General features: G+C 68.4%; 16 protein-coding genes and 1 pseudogene. 2 read left to right on the top strand and 15 right to left on the bottom strand.

The genetic code is table 11. The features are described 5' to 3' along the window. Nucleotides 1-839 precede the first annotated feature (839 nt). The 12 genes and pseudogenes from EAS64_RS02540 to EAS64_RS02595 form a co-directional block, all read right to left on the bottom strand. A pseudogene (locus tag EAS64_RS02540) lies at nt 840-998 on the bottom strand (magnesium chelatase domain-containing protein); the annotation flags it as partial. A gap of 1 nt (nt 999) precedes the next feature. Next, nucleotides 1,000-1,362 (bottom strand): YraN family protein, encoded by a 363-nt coding sequence (locus EAS64_RS02545; RefSeq protein ID WP_222848937.1) that lies wholly within the window; start codon nt 1,360-1,362, stop codon nt 1,000-1,002. Between the two features lie 319 nt (nt 1,363-1,681). Beyond that, entirely contained in the window at nt 1,682-2,110 is a 429-nt protein-coding gene (locus EAS64_RS02550; RefSeq protein WP_145851083.1) for a GNAT family N-acetyltransferase, read from the bottom strand. A gap of 59 nt (nt 2,111-2,169) precedes the next feature. After that, on the bottom strand, nt 2,170-3,687 hold the full coding sequence (araA, locus tag EAS64_RS02555) for an L-arabinose isomerase (RefSeq protein ID WP_145851084.1): 1,518 nt from the start codon (nt 3,685-3,687) through the stop codon (nt 2,170-2,172). Then, nucleotides 3,684-4,376 carry an L-ribulose-5-phosphate 4-epimerase gene (locus EAS64_RS02560; RefSeq protein WP_145851085.1) on the bottom strand — a complete coding sequence of 231 codons (693 nt, stop codon included), beginning with the start codon at nt 4,374-4,376 and terminating at the stop codon, nt 3,684-3,686. Before EAS64_RS02560 ends, araA begins: the two co-directional genes overlap by 4 nt. Beyond that, on the bottom strand, nt 4,373-6,028 hold the full coding sequence (gene araB / locus EAS64_RS02565) for a ribulokinase (protein WP_145851086.1): 1,656 nt from the start codon (nt 6,026-6,028) through the stop codon (nt 4,373-4,375). Before araB ends, EAS64_RS02560 begins: the two co-directional genes overlap by 4 nt. Further along, nucleotides 6,018-7,100, bottom strand: a complete 1,083-nt coding sequence (locus EAS64_RS02570) for a LacI family DNA-binding transcriptional regulator (RefSeq protein WP_145851087.1) — start codon at nt 7,098-7,100, stop codon at nt 6,018-6,020. Before EAS64_RS02570 ends, araB begins: the two co-directional genes overlap by 11 nt. Nucleotides 7,101-7,113: 13 nt before the next feature. After that, a complete protein-coding gene (locus EAS64_RS02575) occupies nt 7,114-8,019 on the bottom strand; it encodes a carbohydrate ABC transporter permease (protein ID WP_145851088.1) in 906 nt (301 codons plus the stop codon). Further along, nucleotides 8,012-8,971 carry a carbohydrate ABC transporter permease gene (locus tag EAS64_RS02580; protein ID WP_145851089.1) on the bottom strand — a complete coding sequence of 320 codons (960 nt, stop codon included), beginning with the start codon at nt 8,969-8,971 and terminating at the stop codon, nt 8,012-8,014. The genes EAS64_RS02575 and EAS64_RS02580 overlap by 8 nt, the downstream gene beginning before the upstream one ends. A 114-nt stretch (nt 8,972-9,085) precedes the next feature. Next, a complete protein-coding gene (locus EAS64_RS02585) occupies nt 9,086-10,465 on the bottom strand; it encodes an extracellular solute-binding protein (RefSeq protein ID WP_145851090.1) in 1,380 nt (459 codons plus the stop codon). Between the two features lie 97 nt (nt 10,466-10,562). After that, the gene (locus EAS64_RS02590) at nt 10,563-12,110 is read right to left on the bottom strand and encodes an alpha-N-arabinofuranosidase (RefSeq protein WP_246115491.1); all 1,548 of its coding nucleotides are present in this window, start codon (nt 12,108-12,110) and stop codon (nt 10,563-10,565) included. After that, on the bottom strand, nt 12,107-13,570 hold the full coding sequence (locus tag EAS64_RS02595) for an alpha-N-arabinofuranosidase (protein WP_145851091.1): 1,464 nt from the start codon (nt 13,568-13,570) through the stop codon (nt 12,107-12,109). The genes EAS64_RS02590 and EAS64_RS02595 overlap by 4 nt, the downstream gene beginning before the upstream one ends. Nucleotides 13,571-13,960: 390 nt before the next feature. Between EAS64_RS02595 and EAS64_RS02600 the strand changes: the two genes are divergently transcribed. Then, nucleotides 13,961-14,989, top strand: a complete 1,029-nt coding sequence (locus EAS64_RS02600; RefSeq protein WP_145851092.1) for a LacI family DNA-binding transcriptional regulator — start codon at nt 13,961-13,963, stop codon at nt 14,987-14,989. Here the strand turns inward: EAS64_RS02600 and EAS64_RS02605 are convergent. The 3 genes from EAS64_RS02605 to EAS64_RS02615 form a co-directional block, all read right to left on the bottom strand. Next, nucleotides 14,976-15,827 carry a helix-turn-helix transcriptional regulator gene (locus EAS64_RS02605; protein WP_222848938.1) on the bottom strand — a complete coding sequence of 284 codons (852 nt, stop codon included), beginning with the start codon at nt 15,825-15,827 and terminating at the stop codon, nt 14,976-14,978. The genes EAS64_RS02600 and EAS64_RS02605 overlap by 14 nt on opposite strands. Nucleotides 15,828-15,973: 146 nt before the next feature. Beyond that, nucleotides 15,974-17,227, bottom strand: coding sequence for an ISKra4 family transposase (locus EAS64_RS02610; protein ID WP_187365645.1), 1,254 nt, complete (start codon nt 17,225-17,227; stop codon nt 15,974-15,976). A 101-nt stretch (nt 17,228-17,328) separates the two neighbouring features. Beyond that, the gene (locus tag EAS64_RS02615; protein ID WP_145851094.1) at nt 17,329-17,733 is read right to left on the bottom strand and encodes a DUF6788 family protein; all 405 of its coding nucleotides are present in this window, start codon (nt 17,731-17,733) and stop codon (nt 17,329-17,331) included. A 194-nt stretch (nt 17,734-17,927) separates the two neighbouring features. Between EAS64_RS02615 and EAS64_RS02620 the strand changes: the two genes are divergently transcribed. Continuing rightward, nucleotides 17,928-19,379: an MFS transporter gene (locus EAS64_RS02620; RefSeq protein WP_145851095.1), complete on the top strand. Its 1,452-nt coding sequence runs from the start codon at nt 17,928-17,930 to the stop codon at nt 19,377-19,379. Nucleotides 19,380-19,412: the final 33 nt, after the last annotated feature.

Genomic DNA, 19,412 nt, shown 5'->3' on the forward strand with positions numbered 1-19,412 from the left:
GTGGGCGTCCCCCGGGACTGCTCGCAGCGGTTTGCCCTCCGCTGCACCCCGGGGTGCTTACAAGAATGATGCACCACGCCCGCCGCAAGACCCCTGATTACGCCGCGTACGTGCCGAACAACCGGACAATTTTTGCCTGTTGCGATCATTGCCGCAGGTCAGAAAGCATCTGAACGGCCGTTCGTTGTCTGCAGCTGTCAAACTCCGCCCGAAGCTGTCAGGCTTTGTCCGTCGGTTACGCGGACAACATCGAGATCAGGCAATATTGATGCAGTCACCCAGATGGCTTTTGTATGCCGGGTGGTAAAGGTTACGCTCGCAGAGGTTCCGTTGGTCCGGACCTGGGGTCGAGCACTAACAATAAACGGCCCGCCGGTTTGCCCCCGGAGGGCCGTTGTTATTTCCAAAAGATACGAAGGCCCCGTTCGCCCTCTCCCTTGCCCTGCGGCCGAACCCCCTGGTGCCCGGACAAAAATCCCGCGTCGCCTGGACAATCCGGTGCGCAGAGTGACTCGGCCACCTCGGTAGAGGGCGCTTTAGCTTGAACCCGCGAGTTGCCGGGCTGACGGGGCCGTCGCCCTCGCGCGGCGGCGCGCAACTGGTCGAGGTCGCCGCGGGCCGGATGATCCTCGTACGGGACTCGTCCGCTTGCCGCAGGAAATGCCCGAGCGGTGATGTTGAGCTGGCCGAATCTCGGCCTCGCCACGGATGCCTTCGCCCTCGGCGTTACTGGTCTAGGACGTCAGCCGCGCCTGCGCTCGGCGAGTTTGTGACCCGGGCAGGAACCAGGTCGGCCCCCACTTCCGCTGATCTCAACACATTGACTTGACAGGGAAGACGATCGCCGCGCGGATCCGGTCGCGCGCCTCGCGCAGCGCGGTGTCCGGCAGGCCGACCAGGATCGTCGCGGGCAGCCCGCTCGCGATGTCCGCCTCGACCTCGATCAGGTGCCCGCGGACGCCGACGAGGGCGACGGAGAAGGTGCGGGCGAGCGCCATCTCAGGCCACACCCCTGACGTGCTCGACCGTGAATCCGTCGGAACCGTCGCGCAGCAGGCCGAGTACGTCGATGCGGATCTGGTCGAACCTGACGCCGTGCGCGGACAGCCACTGCGCGGCGAGGCGGCGCAGCCGCAAGCGCTTTGTCCGGCCGACCGCGTCGAGCGGCGTGCCGTACCTGGTACCGGACCGGGTCTTCACCTCGCAGACGACGAACGTGTGCCGGTCCACCGCCACGATGTCGATCTCACCGTCGGCACATCGCCAGTTCCGGTCAAGGATGCGGAATCCGCAGCCTTCCAGGTAGCTGACCGCCGCCTGTTCGCCTTCTCGGCCGAGCCGGTCTTTCGCGCCCACCGCCATCACCTCCGCTTTTGACGATGGCGCGCGGCTGTGGATTACTGGGCTGAAATTTGCCGACGGTGGAGCAGATTGTCAACAATCTGGGAACTGTGGAAAACTTACGCCGAATGTCGGAGGTGCGTGTTACCGGATTCGGCTCGATACGGGACCCGTGACGTCTTCTGATGTCGCAGTCTGCGTGGCCGGCGCGCCCTGAACGGGCGCGGCCCCCCGCCCGGTGTCCGGCGTGACGGGGCAAGGCGGGGAAGGGTGGTGCTGGAGTCACCGCCTAGTCAACATGGCGGGGCGGGGCGGGGTGTGCGGGTGCGGGTTGCGGGGGCTACCCGCCGTGGTGCCGGTACGAGCAGGGTTTTGCCGATGGTGGCCCACAATCTTCCAGGAAGGGTCGTCGCAAGGTTGTTTGCATTACCGTCATGGCGGCGCCGTCGTAGTGGGCGGTTTGGATTGGCTGCCAGTTGAGGTTCCTGTAGAGGGATTCGGCTGGGGAGTTGCTTTCGGTGTAGAGGTAGAGGGTCTGGTGGCCCAGGGAGGCGGCCCATGCCTCGCAGCGGCGCACGAGGGTGGCGCCGATGCCCTGGCGGCGTGCCGACGGAGCGACGTACGGGCCTTTCAGCCATGGGGTCAGGCCTGCGACAGGCGGGTAGCCGGGCATGTCCTGGCCGGTCAGGCATACCACGCCGACCGGTGTGCCGTCCGCGACCGCGATGAGGGTGCCCGGTATCTTGTCGGCGCTGGCCTGGCTGGCCATTCCTGCCGTCCATGCCTCGAGTGAGCCGCCAGGGTCGCTGTGACCCCATGAATTTACTGTCAGATGCCGCGGGCGAGGCGGTAGTAGGCGGCGTTGGCGGTGATCCGCTGTTCCATGTCGCGCAGCGTTGTGGTGTCGTCGATGACCAGCAGTTCGGTGCCTGTCATGCGTGCGTAGTCTTCGAATGCCTCGATGCCGAGGGCGGTGGACATGACGGTGTGGTGGGCGGCGCCGGCGGTCAGCCAGGCGGTCGCCGAGGTGCGGAAGTCCGGTGCGGGTTTCCATACCGCGCGGCCGACCGGCAGGTTCGGCAGCGGCGCCGTGGGTTCCACGATCTCGACAGCGTTGACCACTAGGCGGAACCTGTCGCGCACGTCAGTGAGCGCCGCGACAACGCCCGGGCCCGGGTCGGCGGTGAAGACCAGGCGCACCGGGTCCTCGCGCCCGCCGATGGATAGCGGGTGGATCTCTAGGCGCGGCCGCGTCGCGGTCAGGGAGGGGCAGACCTCGAGCATGTGCGCGCCGAGTATCCGCTCCTGCCCCGGCGTCAGGTCGTAGGTGTAGTCCTCCATCAGCGACGCGCCGCCTGGCAGGCCCGCGCCCATCACCTTGGCGGCACGGACCAGGATGGCGGTCTTCCAGTCGCCCTCGGCGCCGAACCCGTACCCGTTGGTCATCAGCCGCTGCACCGCGAGCCCCGGCAACTGGCGCAACCCGCCCAGGTCCTCGAAGCTGGTGGTGAAGGCGCCGAACCCGCCGTCGGTGAGGAAGGAGCGCAGGCCGAGCTCGATCGCCGCGCCCTCCCGCAGCGACTTATGCCGGTCGCCGCCTGCCCGCAGCTCCTCAGCAACGTCGTAGGCGTCCTCGTACTCCGCGACGAGGGAGTCGATCTCCGCATCGGGGGCCGCGTCGACGGCCGCCACCAGGTCGTTGACGCCCCAGGTGTTGACCTGCACCCCGAACACGGCCTCGGCCTCGGTCTTGTCACCTTCAGTGACCGCGACGTACCGCATGTTGTCGCCGAACCTGGCCAGCTTGAGGGAGCGGGTCGCCGCCCAGCCGACGGCCGCTCTGGTCCAGGTCCCGACCGCAGCGGTCACCGCGGGGTCGGACACGTGCCCGGCAACCGTCTTGTGCCGGACGCCGAGCCGGGCAAGGATGTAGGCGAATTCCCGGTCCCCGTGCGCCGCCTGGTTCAGGTTCATGAACCCGAAGTCGATCCCCGCCCACGGCAGCGCCACGTTTGCCTGCGTGTGCAGGTGCAGCAGCGGCTTGCCCAGTGCGTTCAGGCCGGCGATCCACATCTTCGCCGGGCTGAACGTATGCATCCACGCGACCAGGCCGATCACCTGATCACCGGCGTTCGCCTCCAGGACCAGGCGGCGGATCGAGTCCGGCTCCGTCAGCACGGGCTTGTGCACGACGCGCACCGGGATATCCGGTGCCGCGTCCAGGGCCGCCGCGATCGCGCTGGACTGAGCCGCGACCTGACGCAGCGTCTCCTCGCCATACAGATGCTGGCTCCCCGTTAGGAACCAGACCTCAAGGTCCCCGAGGGACTTCGTACCGGGCGTCATCGCGCCACTCCTTCTTCGGTTCGCTGGCCGTAGACGTTCTGGTACCTGGCGAAGAGCGCGTCGACGGCTCCCCCGGGAAGCGGTGCCGCTGGGCCGCCCTGCCTGGCGATGTGCGTGGTGCGGGCGACGTCCTCGGCCATGACCGCGGCCTTGACGGCGTCGCGCGCGTCCTTCCCGATGGTGAACACGCCGTGGCCGCGCATCAGCACGGCGCGGGAGCGGTGCCCGGACAACGTGGCGACGATGCCGCGGCCGATCGAGTCGTCTCCGATGATCGCGAACGGGCCGACGGGGATCTCGCCGCCGAATTCGTCGGCCATCGCGGTGATGGTGCACGGTATGGGCTCGCCCCTGGCCGCCCAGGCGGTGGCGTAGGTGGAGTGCGTGTGCACGACGCCGCCGACCTCTGGCAGTTGCCGGTAGACGTATGCATGCGCGGCGGTGTCGCTCGACGGCGACCGGCCGGACCCTTCGCTGCCCGGCACGACGTTTCCGTCCAGGTCGCACAGGATCATGCTGTCCGCGGTCAGCTCGTCGTAGCTGACTCCGCTCGGCTTGATCACGAACAGGTCCGCGCCGGGGACCCGCTCGGAGACGTTGCCGGCGGTCCAGACGATGAGACCGTACCTGACCAGCTCGCCGTGCAGCCGGGCCACGTTCGCGCGGACCCCGGCGACTGCCTCGTTCACTGAAGTGCCTCCTTCCGGAGCGTGCGGAGCCGGCGCATGACCTCGCTGCCGCCGCGGCCGAAATAGTCGTGCAGCTGCGCGTACTCCGCGTACAGCCGGTCGTAGGCGGCGGACGCCGCGGGGTCGGGCCGGTAGGTGCGGGCACCGCGGCCGCCCATCGCGGCGCCCGCCGTCCGCACGTCCGGGTAGGCGCCGGCCGCGACCGCGGCGTGGATCGCCGAGCCGAGCGCCGGGGCCTGGGCGCTCGCGCAGGTCGCGACAGGCATGCCGAGGACGTCCGCATAGACCTGCATGAGGAACTCGTTCCTGAGCAGGCCGCCGGCGGCGACGAACTCGGTGACCGGCACGCCTGCCGCCGTGAAGGCCTCCACGATCGTGCGGGCGCCGAAGGCCGTCGCCTCGATCAGCGCCCGGTAGACCTCCTCCGGGCGGGTCGCGAGCGTCAGGCCGAGCAGCAGGCCGGAGAGCTCGTGGTCGACCAGCACCGACCGGTTCCCCGACTCCCAGTCAAGCGCGACCAGACCGTGCCCGCCTGGCGGCTGGACACGGGCGAGCGAAGTCAGGTGCTCCTGAAGAGTCAGCCCAACCCGTTCGGCATCCTCCTGATAGGCGGCGGGAACGAAGCCGTTCGCGAACCAGGCGAAGATGTCCCCGACGCCGGACTGGCCCGCCTCGTAGCCGAACAGGCCGCGGACGATCCCCCCGTCGACGACCCCGCACATGCCGGGCACCTCGGCCAGCACCTCGGCGTTCATCACGTGGCACGCCGAGGTGCCCATGATGGCCAGCATCTGGCCGGGGCTGACGGCCTGCGCGGCTGGGGCGGTGACGTGCGCGTCCACGTTGCCCACCGCGACCGCGATCCCGGGCCTCAGGCCCGTCCACCCGGCAGCCTCTGCGGTGAGCGTTCCCGCCGCATCGCCGAGCTGGCCGATCGGCGCGGCTAGCTTGTCGGCCGCGAATCCCGCGAACGCCGGGTTCAGCGCCGCGAGGAATCCGGGGTCCGGGTCGCTGCCATCCTGGTACATGCCCTTGTAACCGGCGGTGCAGGCGTTGCGGACGTACCGGCCGCACAGCCGCCACACAATCCAGTCGGCCGCCTCAACCCACCGGTCCATCCGGCGGTAGATCTCCGGGTCATCTTCCAGCAGCTGAAGTGCCTTGGCGAACTCCCACTCCGCGGAGATCGCGCCCCCGTACCGCGGCAGCCAGGGTTCCTTCCGCTCCCTGGCCAGGGCGTTGATCCGGTCCGCGTGCGGCTGTGCGGCGTGATGCCGCCACAGCTTCACGTACGCGTGCGGGCGGTTCTCGTAGCTGGGCAGCTCGCACAGCGGCGTCCCGTCGGCGAGCACCGGGAGCACGGTGCACGCCGTGAAGTCAGTGGCGATGCCGATCACGTCCGCAGGATCTATACCGGCTTCGCGCAGCGCGGCGGGGACCGCGTTGCGCAGGACCGCCACGTAGTCGGCGGGCACCTGAAGCGCCCAGTCCGGCGGCAGCCCTCCGCCGCCGGGAAGTGCCCGGTCGAGCACCGCGTGCGGGTACTCCCAGGTCGCCGACCCGGCCTCCGCCCCGTCCGAGACCCGGACCACCAGGGCCCGGCCAGACAGAGTGCCGAAGTCCACGCCTATGACGTAGCGGTCACGCGACATCAGTCCTCCGTTGCCTGCGGCCCGCCTGCGGCCAGGTGTGCACGGGTGCGCCGGCTTCCGAGGCCGGTGACATCGCCGCGACCGAGTTCCTCACCATCAGCTGCGGGCCGGCGGCGCCGGGTGCCGGGGCGGCGGCGTCGGGGTTCCCGATCTCGCCGATGGCATCGATCAGCAGAGCGATGCAGTTCCTGCCCGCCTCGCCGAAATGCTGGCGAACCGTCGTAAGCGGCGGCCAGAAGTGCGCGGCCTCGGGTATGTCGTCGAAGCCGGCCACGCTGACGTCGCCAGGAACGTCGAGGCCCGCCTCGCGCAGCGCATGGATCAGCCCCAGCGCCATCTGGTCGTTGGCGCTGAAGGCCGCGGTGAAGCCCGGGCCCGCCTGCGTGCCCGGCCGCCCCCACAGCAGCAGATGACCTGCCGCGTAGCCCGATTCCGCGGTCCAGTCGCCGAACACGGGCGGCAGCACGGGAAGCCCGGCCAGCAGCAGCTCCGACTCATACACCATGAGCCGCGCGTGCGCTTCGTCCCAGTCCGGCGGCCCCGCGACGTGCAGGATCCGCCGGTGTCCCTGCCCGATGAGGTACCTCATCATCATCCGGGCACCCCGCTCATGGCCGGATTGGGCCGCCACCACCGGGACGCCTCCGGTCAGCGGCGCCAGCCCGGACATCACTCCGGCGCGCGGCGACACAACCGCGATCCCCTCTACGTCCTGGTCAAGCAGGTCCCCCACCGCCGCCGCGAGCGCATCAGGCGAGTCCGCGCCCAGCCGGGCGACGGTCGTGTAATAGCCGCGCTGACGTGCGGCATCCTCGACCGCGCTCACGCAGCTTGCCGGCCCGTAATGCTCTCCAGCCGCCACGAGCAGCCCGATGGTCCGCGAGCGCTTAGTGGACAGCGCCCTCGCCACCCGGCTCGGGCGGAAGTGCAGCTCTTCCACCGCGGCGAGTACCCGTGTCCTGGTGGCGGCACGAACGTTCGGCTGACCGTTCAGGACGCGCGAGACCGTCATCCCGGAGACGCCAGCGGCACGGGCGACATCCAGGATGCTGGCCGGCTGCTCTCTGCTCATGTGTCCCTCCTCGTCAGCCGGTCACGGAGCCGAGGGTGATGCCGCTACGCCAGTACCGCTGCAGGAACAGGAAGACAGCCACGAGGGGAATGACAGCCACCAGCGAGCCGGTCACCACCATCGTGTAGACCGATTCACTTCCCGTGCCGCCCTGGCTGGCCTGGTACTGGAGGATGCCGAGCCCGACCGTGGCCGGCATGCGCGCCTCCGTGCTGAACAGCAGGAGCGGCAGGAAGTAGTTGTTCCAGGTGCCCACGACGGAGAAGAGGAAGACCGTCGCGGCGCCTGGACTAATAAGGCGGGCCGCGATGGAGAGGAAGATCCGCACTTCTCCGGCGCCGTCAACCCGGGCCGCTTCCAGCAGGGACCGCGGAACGGCGGCCTGGCTGTATACCCGCATCAGGTAGATGCCCACCGGGCTCACCACGGACGGGAGTATGAACCCCCAGGGGTTGTTGAGCAGGTTAACGTCGGCGAGCAGCAGGTAGAGCGGGATGACCAGAACGGTCACCGGGACCATGACCGTCACCAGGATCGCGCCGAACAGGGCCCGGCGGCCGCGGAACTCATAGCACGCGAACGCGTAGCCGCCGACCGAGGAAATGACCGCTGCGCCGATCCCCGCCGCGGCGGAGTAGAGGATCGTGTTGAGCAGCCAGTGCCCGTAGAGACCCTGGTTGTAGGTAAAGAGGTTGCCGACGTTGGCGAAAAGCCGGAACGGGCCGGACGGAGCGAAGCCGAAGGAGTTGAGCAGGGCGCTGTCGGACTTGGTGGCCGCTAGTACCAGCCAGTAGATCGGCATCAGGATGTAGAGCGCGATGAGCACGCAGATTCCGGTGACGATCCACCGCGATCGGCGGGATGCGTACAGCGCCGAAAGCGGCCTTGAGTCGCCGGATCGCGCGGTGGTGCTAGCCATGCCTGGCCTCCCGCTGGGCACTGCCGCGCCGCAGAGCCAGCGAGATCACGCCGGCAGCGACCGCGATGATGACGGCAAGGACAAGCGCGCCCGCGGAGGCGAGATTCGCCTCCTGGCCGGAGAACGCCTGGGTGTAGAGGTAAAGGTTCGGAGTGAGATGGGAGTTGATCGCGCCGGTCAGGTTCGCCAGCAGTTCCGGTTCCGTGAACAGCTGGAGAGTGCCGATGGCGGAGAAGAGGGCGGCGAGCACGATCGCGCCGCGCACCATCGGAATCCTGACGGACCGGGCGATCGTCCACGCGCCCGCGCCGTCAAGCACGGCAGCCTCGGTGAGTTCACGCGGGACTGCCTGCAGTGCCGTGTAGATGATCAGCATGTTGTAGCCGAGTAGTTCCCAGGTCAGGATGTTGCCGAGCGCGGGCCATAGGAAGCCGCCGCCGAGCAGGTTCGGTGTCCCAAGCCCGATGTGGCTGAAGATGACGTCGAGCGGCGACAGGTCAGGGACGAGCAGGTAACCCCACATGATTGCCGCGACCGCACCAGGGATCGCGAACGGCACGAAATAGAGCAGGCGGAACATCGGGCCGTAGCGGACAAGTCCCATGTCAAGCACGACGGCGAGGAACACCGAGATGGCCAGCATCACCGGGACCTGGACGACGCCGAGCACGACGACCCCGACCAGACCGGTCCAGAAGTCCGACGTCCCGAACAGCGTCCGGTAGTTCTGCAGCCCGACGAACATGTTCGCCCCGGTCAGGGTGTGGGTGAAGAGGCTGAGGTAGGCCGCGTAGATGAGCGGTCCCACCGTGAACAAGACAAAGAGCAGGTAGAACGGGCCGATGAACACATAAGGGACCCCGGCGGACCGCCATCGCCTGGCGGCCCTCCATCGCCGGGCGGCGGGCGCTGTCCTGCCAGGCTGCCGCACCGCAAGTGCGCTCTGCTGCAACGGATCTCCCTTCAGCGGCTCGGATTTCCGGGCCTTGGCCGACTGCCCGCCCGCTCGAGCGGTGCGGGCGGGGAGCCGGCTATCTCAGACGGTGGCTAGCACGCAGCGTGGTTGTCACCCGCCGGTGCTGAAGCCTTGTGATTTCGCGTAGCTGTCCATCGCGGCCTGCAGTCCCGCCATCGCCTGCTCGATAGTGCTCGAGCCGGAGACGACCTTCTGCATCGCGTCGTCCATCTGGGTGGTGCCGTAGATCTCGAACGGGCTCCAGGACCAGCCCGCGCCGATCTCCGTGGCCGACGTGGCGAACGGGACGAAGTACTTCGATGTCCCGCTGAGCGCGATCGTCGTGCTGGACAGGAGCGAGCTGGCCAGCATCGGCTTGTACGCGGGGAAGAGGCTGCTCGGCGCCTGGCTGAGCTTGTTCCATGAGGCGAGTGTGGCGTTCATCCACATGACGAAGGTCGCAGCCGCCTGCGGGTGCGCTGAGGACTTGAAGACGGTGTAGGCTGAGCCGCCCCAGTCGGCGGTGACATTGGCGCCGACCGTCCACTGCGGGAGAGCGGCCGATTCCCACTTGCCCAGGGTCGCCTTGGACGCGGTGCCGGAGAAGTAGGACGGGCCCCAGGCGGGGAAGACGCCGATGCCGACGGTGTCGGTGTTCATCGCCTTGAAAAGCGCCGGGCCGAAGGCGAGGGTGTCGATGGAGTGGGAGTCGAGCAGGCTCTGCCAGTAGGAGGCGACCTTGTTCGCGGCCGGCGAGGTGTAGTCGAACGTCGCGGTCGTACCCGACCAGGAGAAGGGCCGGGCGCCTGCCTGCCACAGCAGCGCGTCGTATCCCTCGGTGTTGACGGCGGAGAAGTTCGTCAGGTAGACGTCCGGGTGCGCCTTGTGCAGGGCGACTGCCTCGCTCGCGAGCTGGGCCCACGTGGTCGGGATGGCCAGGTTGTACTTCTTCATGAACGCGGTGTTGACGTACAGGCCCATGGGCCCGGCGTCGCCGGGGATGGCGTAGACGCCGCCGTCGTGACTGACCAGGCTCCAGAAGCCGGACGAGAACTGGCTTTCCACGCTCTTCGCGCCGTACTGGTTAAGGTCGGCGAGGGAGTTGGTGATCTCGAGCTCCGGCAGTGCCGAGTACTCGACCTCGGCCACGTCGGGAAGCCCCTTGTTGCCGCGGATGTCTAGGAGCAGCTTGTTGTACTCGACGGTTCCCGACCCGACATTCTGCAGGCTGACGCAGATTGACGGATGAGTCTGGTTGAAATCCTTCACGATCGTGTCGAAGCCGGGAACCCAGCCCCAGAAGGTGATCGGCGTAGCCGACTTGCTGCACCCGGCCGTCGCCGCCGCCGCGCTGTCGGCCACGGTGGTCTGCGGCGCCGACGCCTGGGTGGACGACGACGAGGAACAGGCGGAGGCCGCCAGGGCGCAGAGCCCTGCGGCGATCACCGCCGTGGACAAGCCGCGCTTTCTTCTCGGTAGGTGTCTGTTCATAACCCCTCCTTGGGGATCGGAGACGGAGCGCTTGGTCTTGGGGGTCTGAGGGGGTCTGAGGGGTCTTGCGGGTCCTGCGGTAGGCGCCGCGGCCGGGTTAGCCGACGATGCCCGGTGCCCTCGTGGTGGCACGGATCACGTTCCACGACTGCGGCGGCAGGAGGCAGCTCCAGCCGTCTGGCTGACGCGTGGGAGGCTCTGCCTCCCTAGGCAGGACCCGGCCGGGCTCGGCAGCGGTGTTGACCTCGCGCTGGCCTGGAGTTCCGCCGAGTACCCGGTGGTGCACGGTGCTGCCGGGGGCGATGTCTCGCAGCCTGACGAAGAGCGGGCGGGCGGCGACCGGGTCACGGTTGACCGCGAACATCGTGACCTCCCCGGTCTCCCGGTTCGCCGTGCTCGTGATGTCCAGAGCCGGGACCTCACCGAAACGGCTGGCGGGGATGGTGTCGCAGGACAGGGCAGTGGCCACTACGACATCCCCGGCGAACCGGGCGACATCGCGCATGGGGTAGAAGATCGCCTGGCGCCAGGCAGGTCCGCCCGTCTGCGTCATGATCGGGGCGCTGACGTTGGTGAGCAGCGACATGCAGGCGATGCGGACCCGCTGGCAGTGCCGCAGGATCGAGTTGAGCAGGCCGCCGACGACAACGGCGTCGGTGGCGGAGTACACGTTCTCGATGAGCTCGGGGGCATGCGTCCAGAACTTCCCGCTGTCCTGCCAGGAGTCGTCGGTGAACGAGACGTTCCACTCGTCGAGCGAGATGTCGATCCGCTTGGTTCCGCGTGCCTTGGCCTGGACGAAGTCACAGGCCGCGATCGCCTTATCCAGGTATGTGTCCAGATCGGCCGAGGCCGACAGGTAACTTGCCAGGTCGTCACCGTACTGCCAGTAGTAGGCGTGCAGGGACAGGTAGTCTACGAGCCCGTACGTCCGCTCAAGCACCTCGGCGTCCCAGGCAGGGAAGCTGGGCATCTTGTGCTGCGAGCTGCCGGAGACCGCGAGCTCGATACTCGGATCCACCCGCTTCATGACAGTGGCCGCCTGGGCGGCGAGTTCGCCGTAGGAGCCGGCGCTGCGGTGGCCGACCTGCCAGGGCCCGTCCATCTCGTTGCCCAGGCACCAGGTCTTGATGCCGTACGGTTCCTTGGCGCCATGGCGGATGCGAAGATCTGAAAAGGCGGTCCCTGACCCGAAGTTGGCATACTCGATGAGGTTCCTTGCCTCCGCGATGCTGCGGGTGCCCAGGTTGACGGTGTACATCATTTCGGCGCCGACCAGGTCGAGCCAGTGGGCCATCTCACCGAGGCCGAAGGTGTTGCGCTCGACGCTCCGCCAGGCGAGATCGAGCCGCGACGGACGGTCCTCGACCGGCCCGACACCGTCCTCCCAGTCATAGTTCGAGGCGAAATTGCCGCCCGGGTAGCGCACGACCGTTGTGCCTAGTTCCCTGACTAGCTCGGCGACGTCGAGGCGGTTGCCGTCCGCGTCCGCCGCCGGATGGCCGGGCTCGTAGATGCCGCCGTAGACGCACCGGCCGAGATGCTCGACGAAGCTGCCGAACAGCCGGCGGTCGATTTCCCCCAGCTCCACGGCCGGGTCGACCACCGCAAGCGCCGCCGTTGCTGACCGGTTCTGGCCCATCATGCGCCGACCGGCACTTCGACAGAGGCGAAGGAGCTCGGCGGCATGTCCAGGACGAGGACCTCCCCGGCCGGGGACTCGGTGAACTCACTCAGCGCCGCACTCTGCACGCCGGGAACGGGCGAGGGATCATCGCTCGCGGTCACGTATCGCGCCCGCGCCGTTCCGGTGAACTTCCACTCGCTGAGCCGGATTTCGACCCTCTCGGCGTGCTCGGAGCGGTTGACCACCGTCATCGCGAGCCGGGAGCCTGGTTCGTCGGTGGTCACCGCGGCATCGATCAGGTTGAAGGGGCCCAGATCGTCGAGGGGGTACGGCCACCGGCCCGCGGGGGCGGGCGCGGGCACCTGCTCGCCAACGACCAGGGCATCGAGCGCGACGGCGAGATGGGACTGCGAGTGCAGCAGGAACGGGTAGTAGATGGGCTGCACGACCGCCCCGTCCGGGGTAGTGACGACGGGGGCGATCGCGTTGACCATCTGCGCGAGGTTGGCCATGGCCACCCACTCGCAGTTGCGGACGAAGATATTGAGATACGTTCCGACCGCCAGCGCGTCGGAGAAGTTGAACCGCTCTTCGAGCGCGCCGGTCATGCTCCGGTACCAGACGTTCCACTCGTCGTAGACCAGGCGCGGCGCACGGGACAGGCCGTGGTTGTAGGCCGCGCGGCGCAGCAGGCCGCTCGCCACCGAGATCGCCCGCTCCGCGTTGTGCGGTGCGAGGACATTGCACCAGTAGTCCTCCGACCCCGAGTACAGGTGGATCGAGTGCAGGTCGACTAGCGGCGCGAGTGCGTCGATGACCTTCCTGTCCCAGTCCGTCCAGCCGAGCTCGCCGCAGGAGACCAGCCGGGCCGACGGGTCGACGAGCTTGATCGCCCGGGCCCACCGGGTCGCCTCGGCGATGTACTCCTCGGCCGACATCGCGCCGATCTGCCATTCGCCGTAGACCTCATTGCCCAGGCCCCACCACTGGACGCCGTAGGCTCCCTCGTGGCCGTTGGCCCGGCGCCGGGCCGCCCAGTAGGTCGCGCGCTGCCCGTTGCAGTACTCCACCCACGCCAGGGCCTCTTTCAGGTCGCCCGTTCCCATGTTGAAGCAGATGTACGGCTCGGCTCCGAGGGCGGCGCAGTAGTCCATGAACTCATCGGTACCGAACTGGTTGGACTCAGTACCGCTCCAGGCAAGCTCAGAACGCACCGGCCGGCCGCCGCGAGGCCCTACTCCGTCTTCCCAGTGGTAATTGGACACGAAGTTGCCGCCAGGCCAGCGCAGCACGCTGAGTCGCAGGTCGCGCAGGAGCCCGAGGACGTCTGTACGGAATCCGCGCTCGTCGGAAAGGGCAGAACCCTCGTCGTAGAGGCCACCGTAAATGCACCGTCCCAGGTGCTCAACAAAGCCACCGAATATTCTCCGATCCAGCGCCCCGAGTTTGCGGCGCGGATCGATGAATATCTGGGTCATAATAGGCTCCTGTTCGTGCAGCACCCGCGTGCTGAGATGTGAGGGAAACGGCTGAGGGCGCGTTTCAGCCACGGAGTAAGTGAGAGTGAGAAAGGGGTGATAGCCAGGCCGGATGGACTCACTGGCATGGAATCATCGGACAGAGAGTTGTCCGTAACCCCGTGGCATGGCGGTACCACTAGGCGTTATCTAGGAACCGGGCAAGCCGGGGCCTAGACGATCGCTGGCGTCCCGTCTAGGATCGCCGCCGAAATAACTCGAAGTTTTCCTTGTAGTAACTGGCCTGACGTTCTCCCTTGCTTGAGGTTCAACGTTATACCTGTAGTATGTACCTGATCCTCGATTCACCTGTCAAGGCTTTCTTATCCACCTGCTGACACCGGAGGCAGAGTGCCAACTGTCACGCTCCGCGACGTCGCCGCCCGGGCTGGCGTCTCGATCAAGACCGTCTCGAACGTCGTCCACAACGTCGGGGGGAAGGTTTCACCGCAGACCGCGGACCGCGTGCGCCAGGCCATCGAGGAGCTCGGGTACCGGCCGAATCTGTCGGCGCGGCGCCTGCGCAGCGGGCACAGCCGGGTGATCGCCCTGGCACTCCCCGACCTGCGCAACCCTTACTTCGCCGACGTGGCAGCGGCAACGATCACGGCGGCACGCGATCGGGGCTACAACGTGTTCATCGAGCAGACCGGCGGCAGCGCGGAGGCCGAGCTGGACGCTATCGAGGGAATGAGCGACCCGATGATCGAGGGCGTCATCATCGCGCCGCTGCTTCTCGATCAGCGGCAACTGGCGGGCCGGGACCTCCCCCTGCCGCTGGTCCTGCTTGGCCAGCGTGAGCCCGGTTTCGCCTGCGACCAGGTCAGCGTGGACAACATGGAAGCCTCCCGCCAGGTCACGGCGCACCTGATCGGCCGGGGTTACCGCAGGATCGCCATTATCGGACGGCAGGACGACGTGCCTGATGTCACCGCCGTGCAGCGCATCGATGGTTACCGGCGGGCGCTGAAGGAGGCGGGCATCGAGGCCGACGCGAGCCTGGCGCCGGTGCTGCGGCAAACTCCCTACAGCCGGGCGGCGGGCGCCCAGTGCATGGCGTCACTGCTCGAGCTGCTCCAGCCGCCGGACGCCGTCTACTGCCTGGCGGATGTGCTGGCCTTCGGCGCCTTGTCGGCGCTGCATGCGGCCGGGCTTCGGGTGCCAGAAGACATGGGCCTGGCCGGCTTCGACGGCCTCGAAGAAGCCCGCTACCGGGTGCCGACGCTCACGACCGTGGCGCCCGACCTGGAGCAGATGGCGCAGGCAGCGGTCGATGCCCTGATCGAGCGAATCCAGTCGGACGAGAACATCGGTCCCCGGGACATCACCTGTGACTTCGATCTGATCCTTGGCCACAGCAGCGAAGCTAGTCGCGGGTGAGGGGCAGGAGCTTTCTTGTCTCGTCGTCCGCCGGGGTGTAAACGGTGATGCGGCCATCTTGGGGGGCGGGGACCTGGAGCTCGCTGGTGGTGAAAGTCAGCGGGCCGGCGGCAGGGTGGATGAAGGTCCACGCGCGCGGCTGGTACTCGGCGACCTCGTGGCGTGCCCACAGCTCGGCGAAGTCGCTGCTCAGGCTGGACAGGCGGCGGATGTCTTCCTCCCAGTCCTTGTCGCCGACGTGCCTGGCGTAGTTCGCGCGGAAGCGGGCGACGCGGTAGGGGACCTCCTCGTCGTACTGCGGGAACTTCTCCCGCGCGGTGGGCTCGGTGAGCACGCACCACAGCGTGTTCTGGTGGATGCACGGCAGCGAGTGCCAGTAACGGAACAGGTCGGTGTGAGCGTCGTTCTTGGCGAGGATGTCGGAGCGCGCGTTGGTCACCACGGCGGGCAGCGGGTCGAGCGCGTCGAGGATCTCCCTGATGGGCTCAGTGACCGGGCAGCGTCCCGAGGTGACGGACACCGGGACCGCCTCGGCCAGCACGTACATGTGCCAGCGCTCGGCGTGGTCGAGGCGGAGGGTGCGGGCGAGCGCGTCGAGCACCTGGATGCTCACGTTGATCTCGCGGCCCTGCTCAAGCCAGGTGTACCAGCTGACGCCCACCCCGGCGAGCAGCGCGAGCTCCTCGCGGCGCAGCCCCGGTGTGCGCCGCCGCAGCCCGGCGGGCATGCCGAAGTCCTCGGGTGACAGCCGCGCCCGGCGTGTTTTCAGGAACTGCCCGAGCTCGGCGCGCCGCAGCTCCGATACGGGCGGCGCTCCCTTCGGTTCGAAGGCGACCACGCGGTGCTTCCCTCCGTCCGCCGATCTCCGTCGCAAGGCTCAAAGACCACCGTAACCGCCGCCTCTGACATTCGGGGAAAAGCGCTGGCGACCGGGGTGTGCGCCAATTTTGTAGGTAGCCAAGATCATCTTCGGGCCTGGGCTGGTTAGGCGGTTCGCGTCTGAGTGTCGGGAGTGTTGCAGATGGCTTCCCACTTGCTGCTGGCCTCGCGGCAGCGCAGGGTGATGATGGAGTCTGCGCCGCTGGTGGTCCAGTGCATTCCTGCCTGTTTGAGGCGCTGGCCGACGATGGTCTTGCAGCCGGCCTCGACGACTCCGGAGCCGACGAACAGGCCGCACTGCCGGAACCACTTGTAGCGCATCCGGGGGGCGTTGTTGAGGAAGTACCCGAGTTCCTTGTCGGCCTCGGTTTTCTTGGTTCCTTCGAGGGGGAACTCGCGGACGGCAGCCTCGATGCCGTCGATGTAGCCGTAGTCGAGGTCTTCGAGCCGGGCTTCCAGCCATTCGCCGTAGTGGTCCAGCAGCATGAACTCCAGGGACCGTGCCAGGCTGTGCAGGTGCTCGCGGGCATGGTAAAGGTCGACGATCTGGGTGGCCGCGGGGAACGTACCGGTTACGAGATTCCAGATCCAGGCGGCGCCGTCACCGATGAAGGTCAGCTGCCGGACGTGGTCGGCGCCGCGGCGGATCCCTTCTGCTTTCACCAGGCCGGCGAAGGCGCTCGCGGTCTCGAAGCTGGCGATGTAGCTGGAGGAGGCCCGGTCCCGGACCGGGTAGCCCTCGTCGCTGAGTTCCGACTGGTTGAAAAAGACGGCGAGCTTGACCTCGCGGGTGCGGGCGCGGCCGTCTTCGCCCCTGCCTTCCCGGCCCGCCGTCTCCCTGGCAGTCATCGGGACGCCGGTGCCGTCGATCACGCCGTAGAGCATGTCCGGGGCCGGCCGCAGCGGCAGCGGGACCAGCTTGCGGGCGGCGGTCAGCGCCGCCCGCTCGCGGTCCCGCGCTGCGTGCGCGGCGCCGCTGGCCTCGGCAGCGCGCTCGGTGCGCTTGACGGTCAGGCGTATCCCGGCCAGGTCTTCCAGCATGGCGGCTGCCCCGGCGAATGGCCCTGCCGCTGCGGCCTTGTCGTTCATCGCGGTCAGGCCCGGGGACAGGGAAGCGCCGGCCACGCCGAGTTCGGCGTCGCGCGGCGCCAGGCCGTGCTTGCACTCCGCGCAGTGATACCAGGCGCGGTTCAGCGTGACCGGGCCCAGCACCGTGTCGATGACCTTTTCCCGGTAGGAGATGAATTCCGCCCGGTGGCCGTTCCCGCACGGCACCCGGGGGCCGCGGTGACCCCGGTCGGCAGACAGCAGCTCCCCGAGCATGCCGGCCCCGACCTTGAGCATCCCGGCCCGGATCACCGTCTCCGCGGCCTCCAGGCCGGCATCTCCGCAGCCCAGCGCCCGGGCGGCTTCCCCCGCCAGCCGCGTGATCTCGGCGGCCCGCTCGTCCGCGAGCTCCTTCAGGAGCCCCCCTTTTCCCCTCCCGTCGCGGAGGGGTCCTCATCGCCGGCCTCGCCTGGCGGAGCCACCGGGCGCGCGTCGCAGATCGCCTCGTTTACCTCCGTGACCTGCCCGACCAGGTCACGGAACCGCTGGTAGGCCGCTGCCTCACGCCGGATCTTGTCCAGTTCCGGGCCCGGCCGCAGGTGCCGGGTCTGCGTCCGGCCCTCCACCCGCCGGGTCAGGTTGTACTGCGGGCCGTGACCCGGGTGACCAGGCGCCGCGCAGGCGCAGTTCGGCTTCCCGCACTTACGGCGCACCTCGTTCAGCGACCCGGGCCGGAAGTCCCCGACCCGGGCAAGCTGCTGGTAAAGCTCCGCTCGCCGCCGTTCCAGTTCCGGCAGCTCATCGGGTTCCTCCGGCACCACAGCCTCCAATCTGAGTAATGACAACACTCAGACTAGGCCGACAGCCAGCTACGATCCAGAACCCCTATGAATGTGTCGCACACCCTGGCGACCGGAGTAAGACGAACCCGTTCGGGATCATCCTGTTACTGGCAGCACCATGATCAGCGGGCTCTCTGATTGCCGGCCAGGCCGCCGCGATGCTGGGTTGCATGACAGCTATTTCCGAGGACGTCGTCACGTTCGGCGGCGAGGCGCGCGACCGGGCGCGCTGGGTGATGCTCATCGTGCTGTTGTGCGGGCAGTTCATGGCGTTGCTCGACGTGACTGTGGTCAATGTGGCGATGCCGACGATCGGGCGGTCGCTGCACGCCTCCGGTGCGGAGCTGCAACTGGTCATCGCCGGTTACACCGTGAGCTACGCGATGCTGCTAATCACCGGGGCGCGGCTGGGAGACCTGTTCGGCCGGCGGCGGATGTTCCTGCTGGGTGTCGCTGGGTTCACCCTGGCCTCGCTGCTGTGCGGGCTCGCGCCGGACATCGGCGTGCTTATCGCGGCCAGGTTCGTGCAGGGCGCGGGGGCGGCGGCGATGATGCCGCAGATCATGACCGTGATCCAGCTGCGATTCTCCGGGGCCGCGCGCGCCAGGGCGCTGAGCGCCTACACCGCGGTGCTGTCGTCCGGCTTCGTCGCCGGGCAGGTGATCGGCGGCGTGCTGGTGACGGCCGACCTGTTCGGCGAGTCGTGGCGGCCGGTATTCCTGGTCAACGTGCCGATCGGGCTGGCGGTACTGCTGGTGCTGCCGCGCGTGATGGAGGCAGACGTGCCGAGCCGGAGCAAGCGGCTCGACCTGCCCGGCCTGCTGGTGGCCGTGCCGGCGGTGTGCCTGGTGGTGCTGCCGTTGATGCTGGGGCACCAGGAGCACTGGCCCGCGTGGTCGCTCGCGTGCATCGGCCTGGGGTTGGCGCTGGTTCCCGTCTTTCTTTACACCGAACGGTTGGTGGCTTCGCGCGGCGGCCACCCGCTGCTGTCGCTGTCGGTGTTCCGCTCCCCCGGGCTGCTGCCCGGGCTCGCCACGATGACGCTGCTCATGGTCACCTACGGCGGGTTCCTGTTCAGCTTCGCGATTCACCTGCAGGCGGGGCTCGGCGACAGCGCGCTGCGGGCCGGGCTGACCTGCGCGCCGTGCGCGGCGGCGTTCGGCCTGTGCGGGTACTTCTGGCGGCGATTGCCCGCCTCGTGGCATCCGCTGCTGACGGTGTGCGGCGCGGCCGTCGCGGCCTGCGGGTACCTGTCGCTCGCCGCCCTGCTGCGCGGCGGCGGGTCAGGCGGCGGCCTGCTGCAGGTGTCGCTCGTGCTGATCGGCGGGTTCCTCGCGGTCGCCTTCAGCCCGCTCGTCACGCAGGCGCTGGTGCGGGTGCCGCTGCACCAGGCGGCCGACGCGAGCGGGCTGCTGACCACGGCGATGCAGCTGAGCCAGGCGGTAGGCGTGGCGGTGTTCGGGAGCCTGTTCCTGACGCTTGACGCGCGGCCGGGCGGTGCGGCGGTCGTCTCGGGGCACGCGGTGTTCGTGACGCTCGCCGCGATCGCGGCGACGCTGGTCTGCGGGGCGTTCGCCGCTCTTCCGCTGGTGCGGGCGGTACGGACCGCGGGAACAGAGTGACGACTGGGGCTGGGGTTATTCCGTTACAGTTTT

This window comes from Trebonia kvetii (assembly GCF_007827045.1).
GTDB lineage: Bacteria > Actinomycetota > Actinomycetes > Streptosporangiales > Streptosporangiaceae > Trebonia > Trebonia kvetii.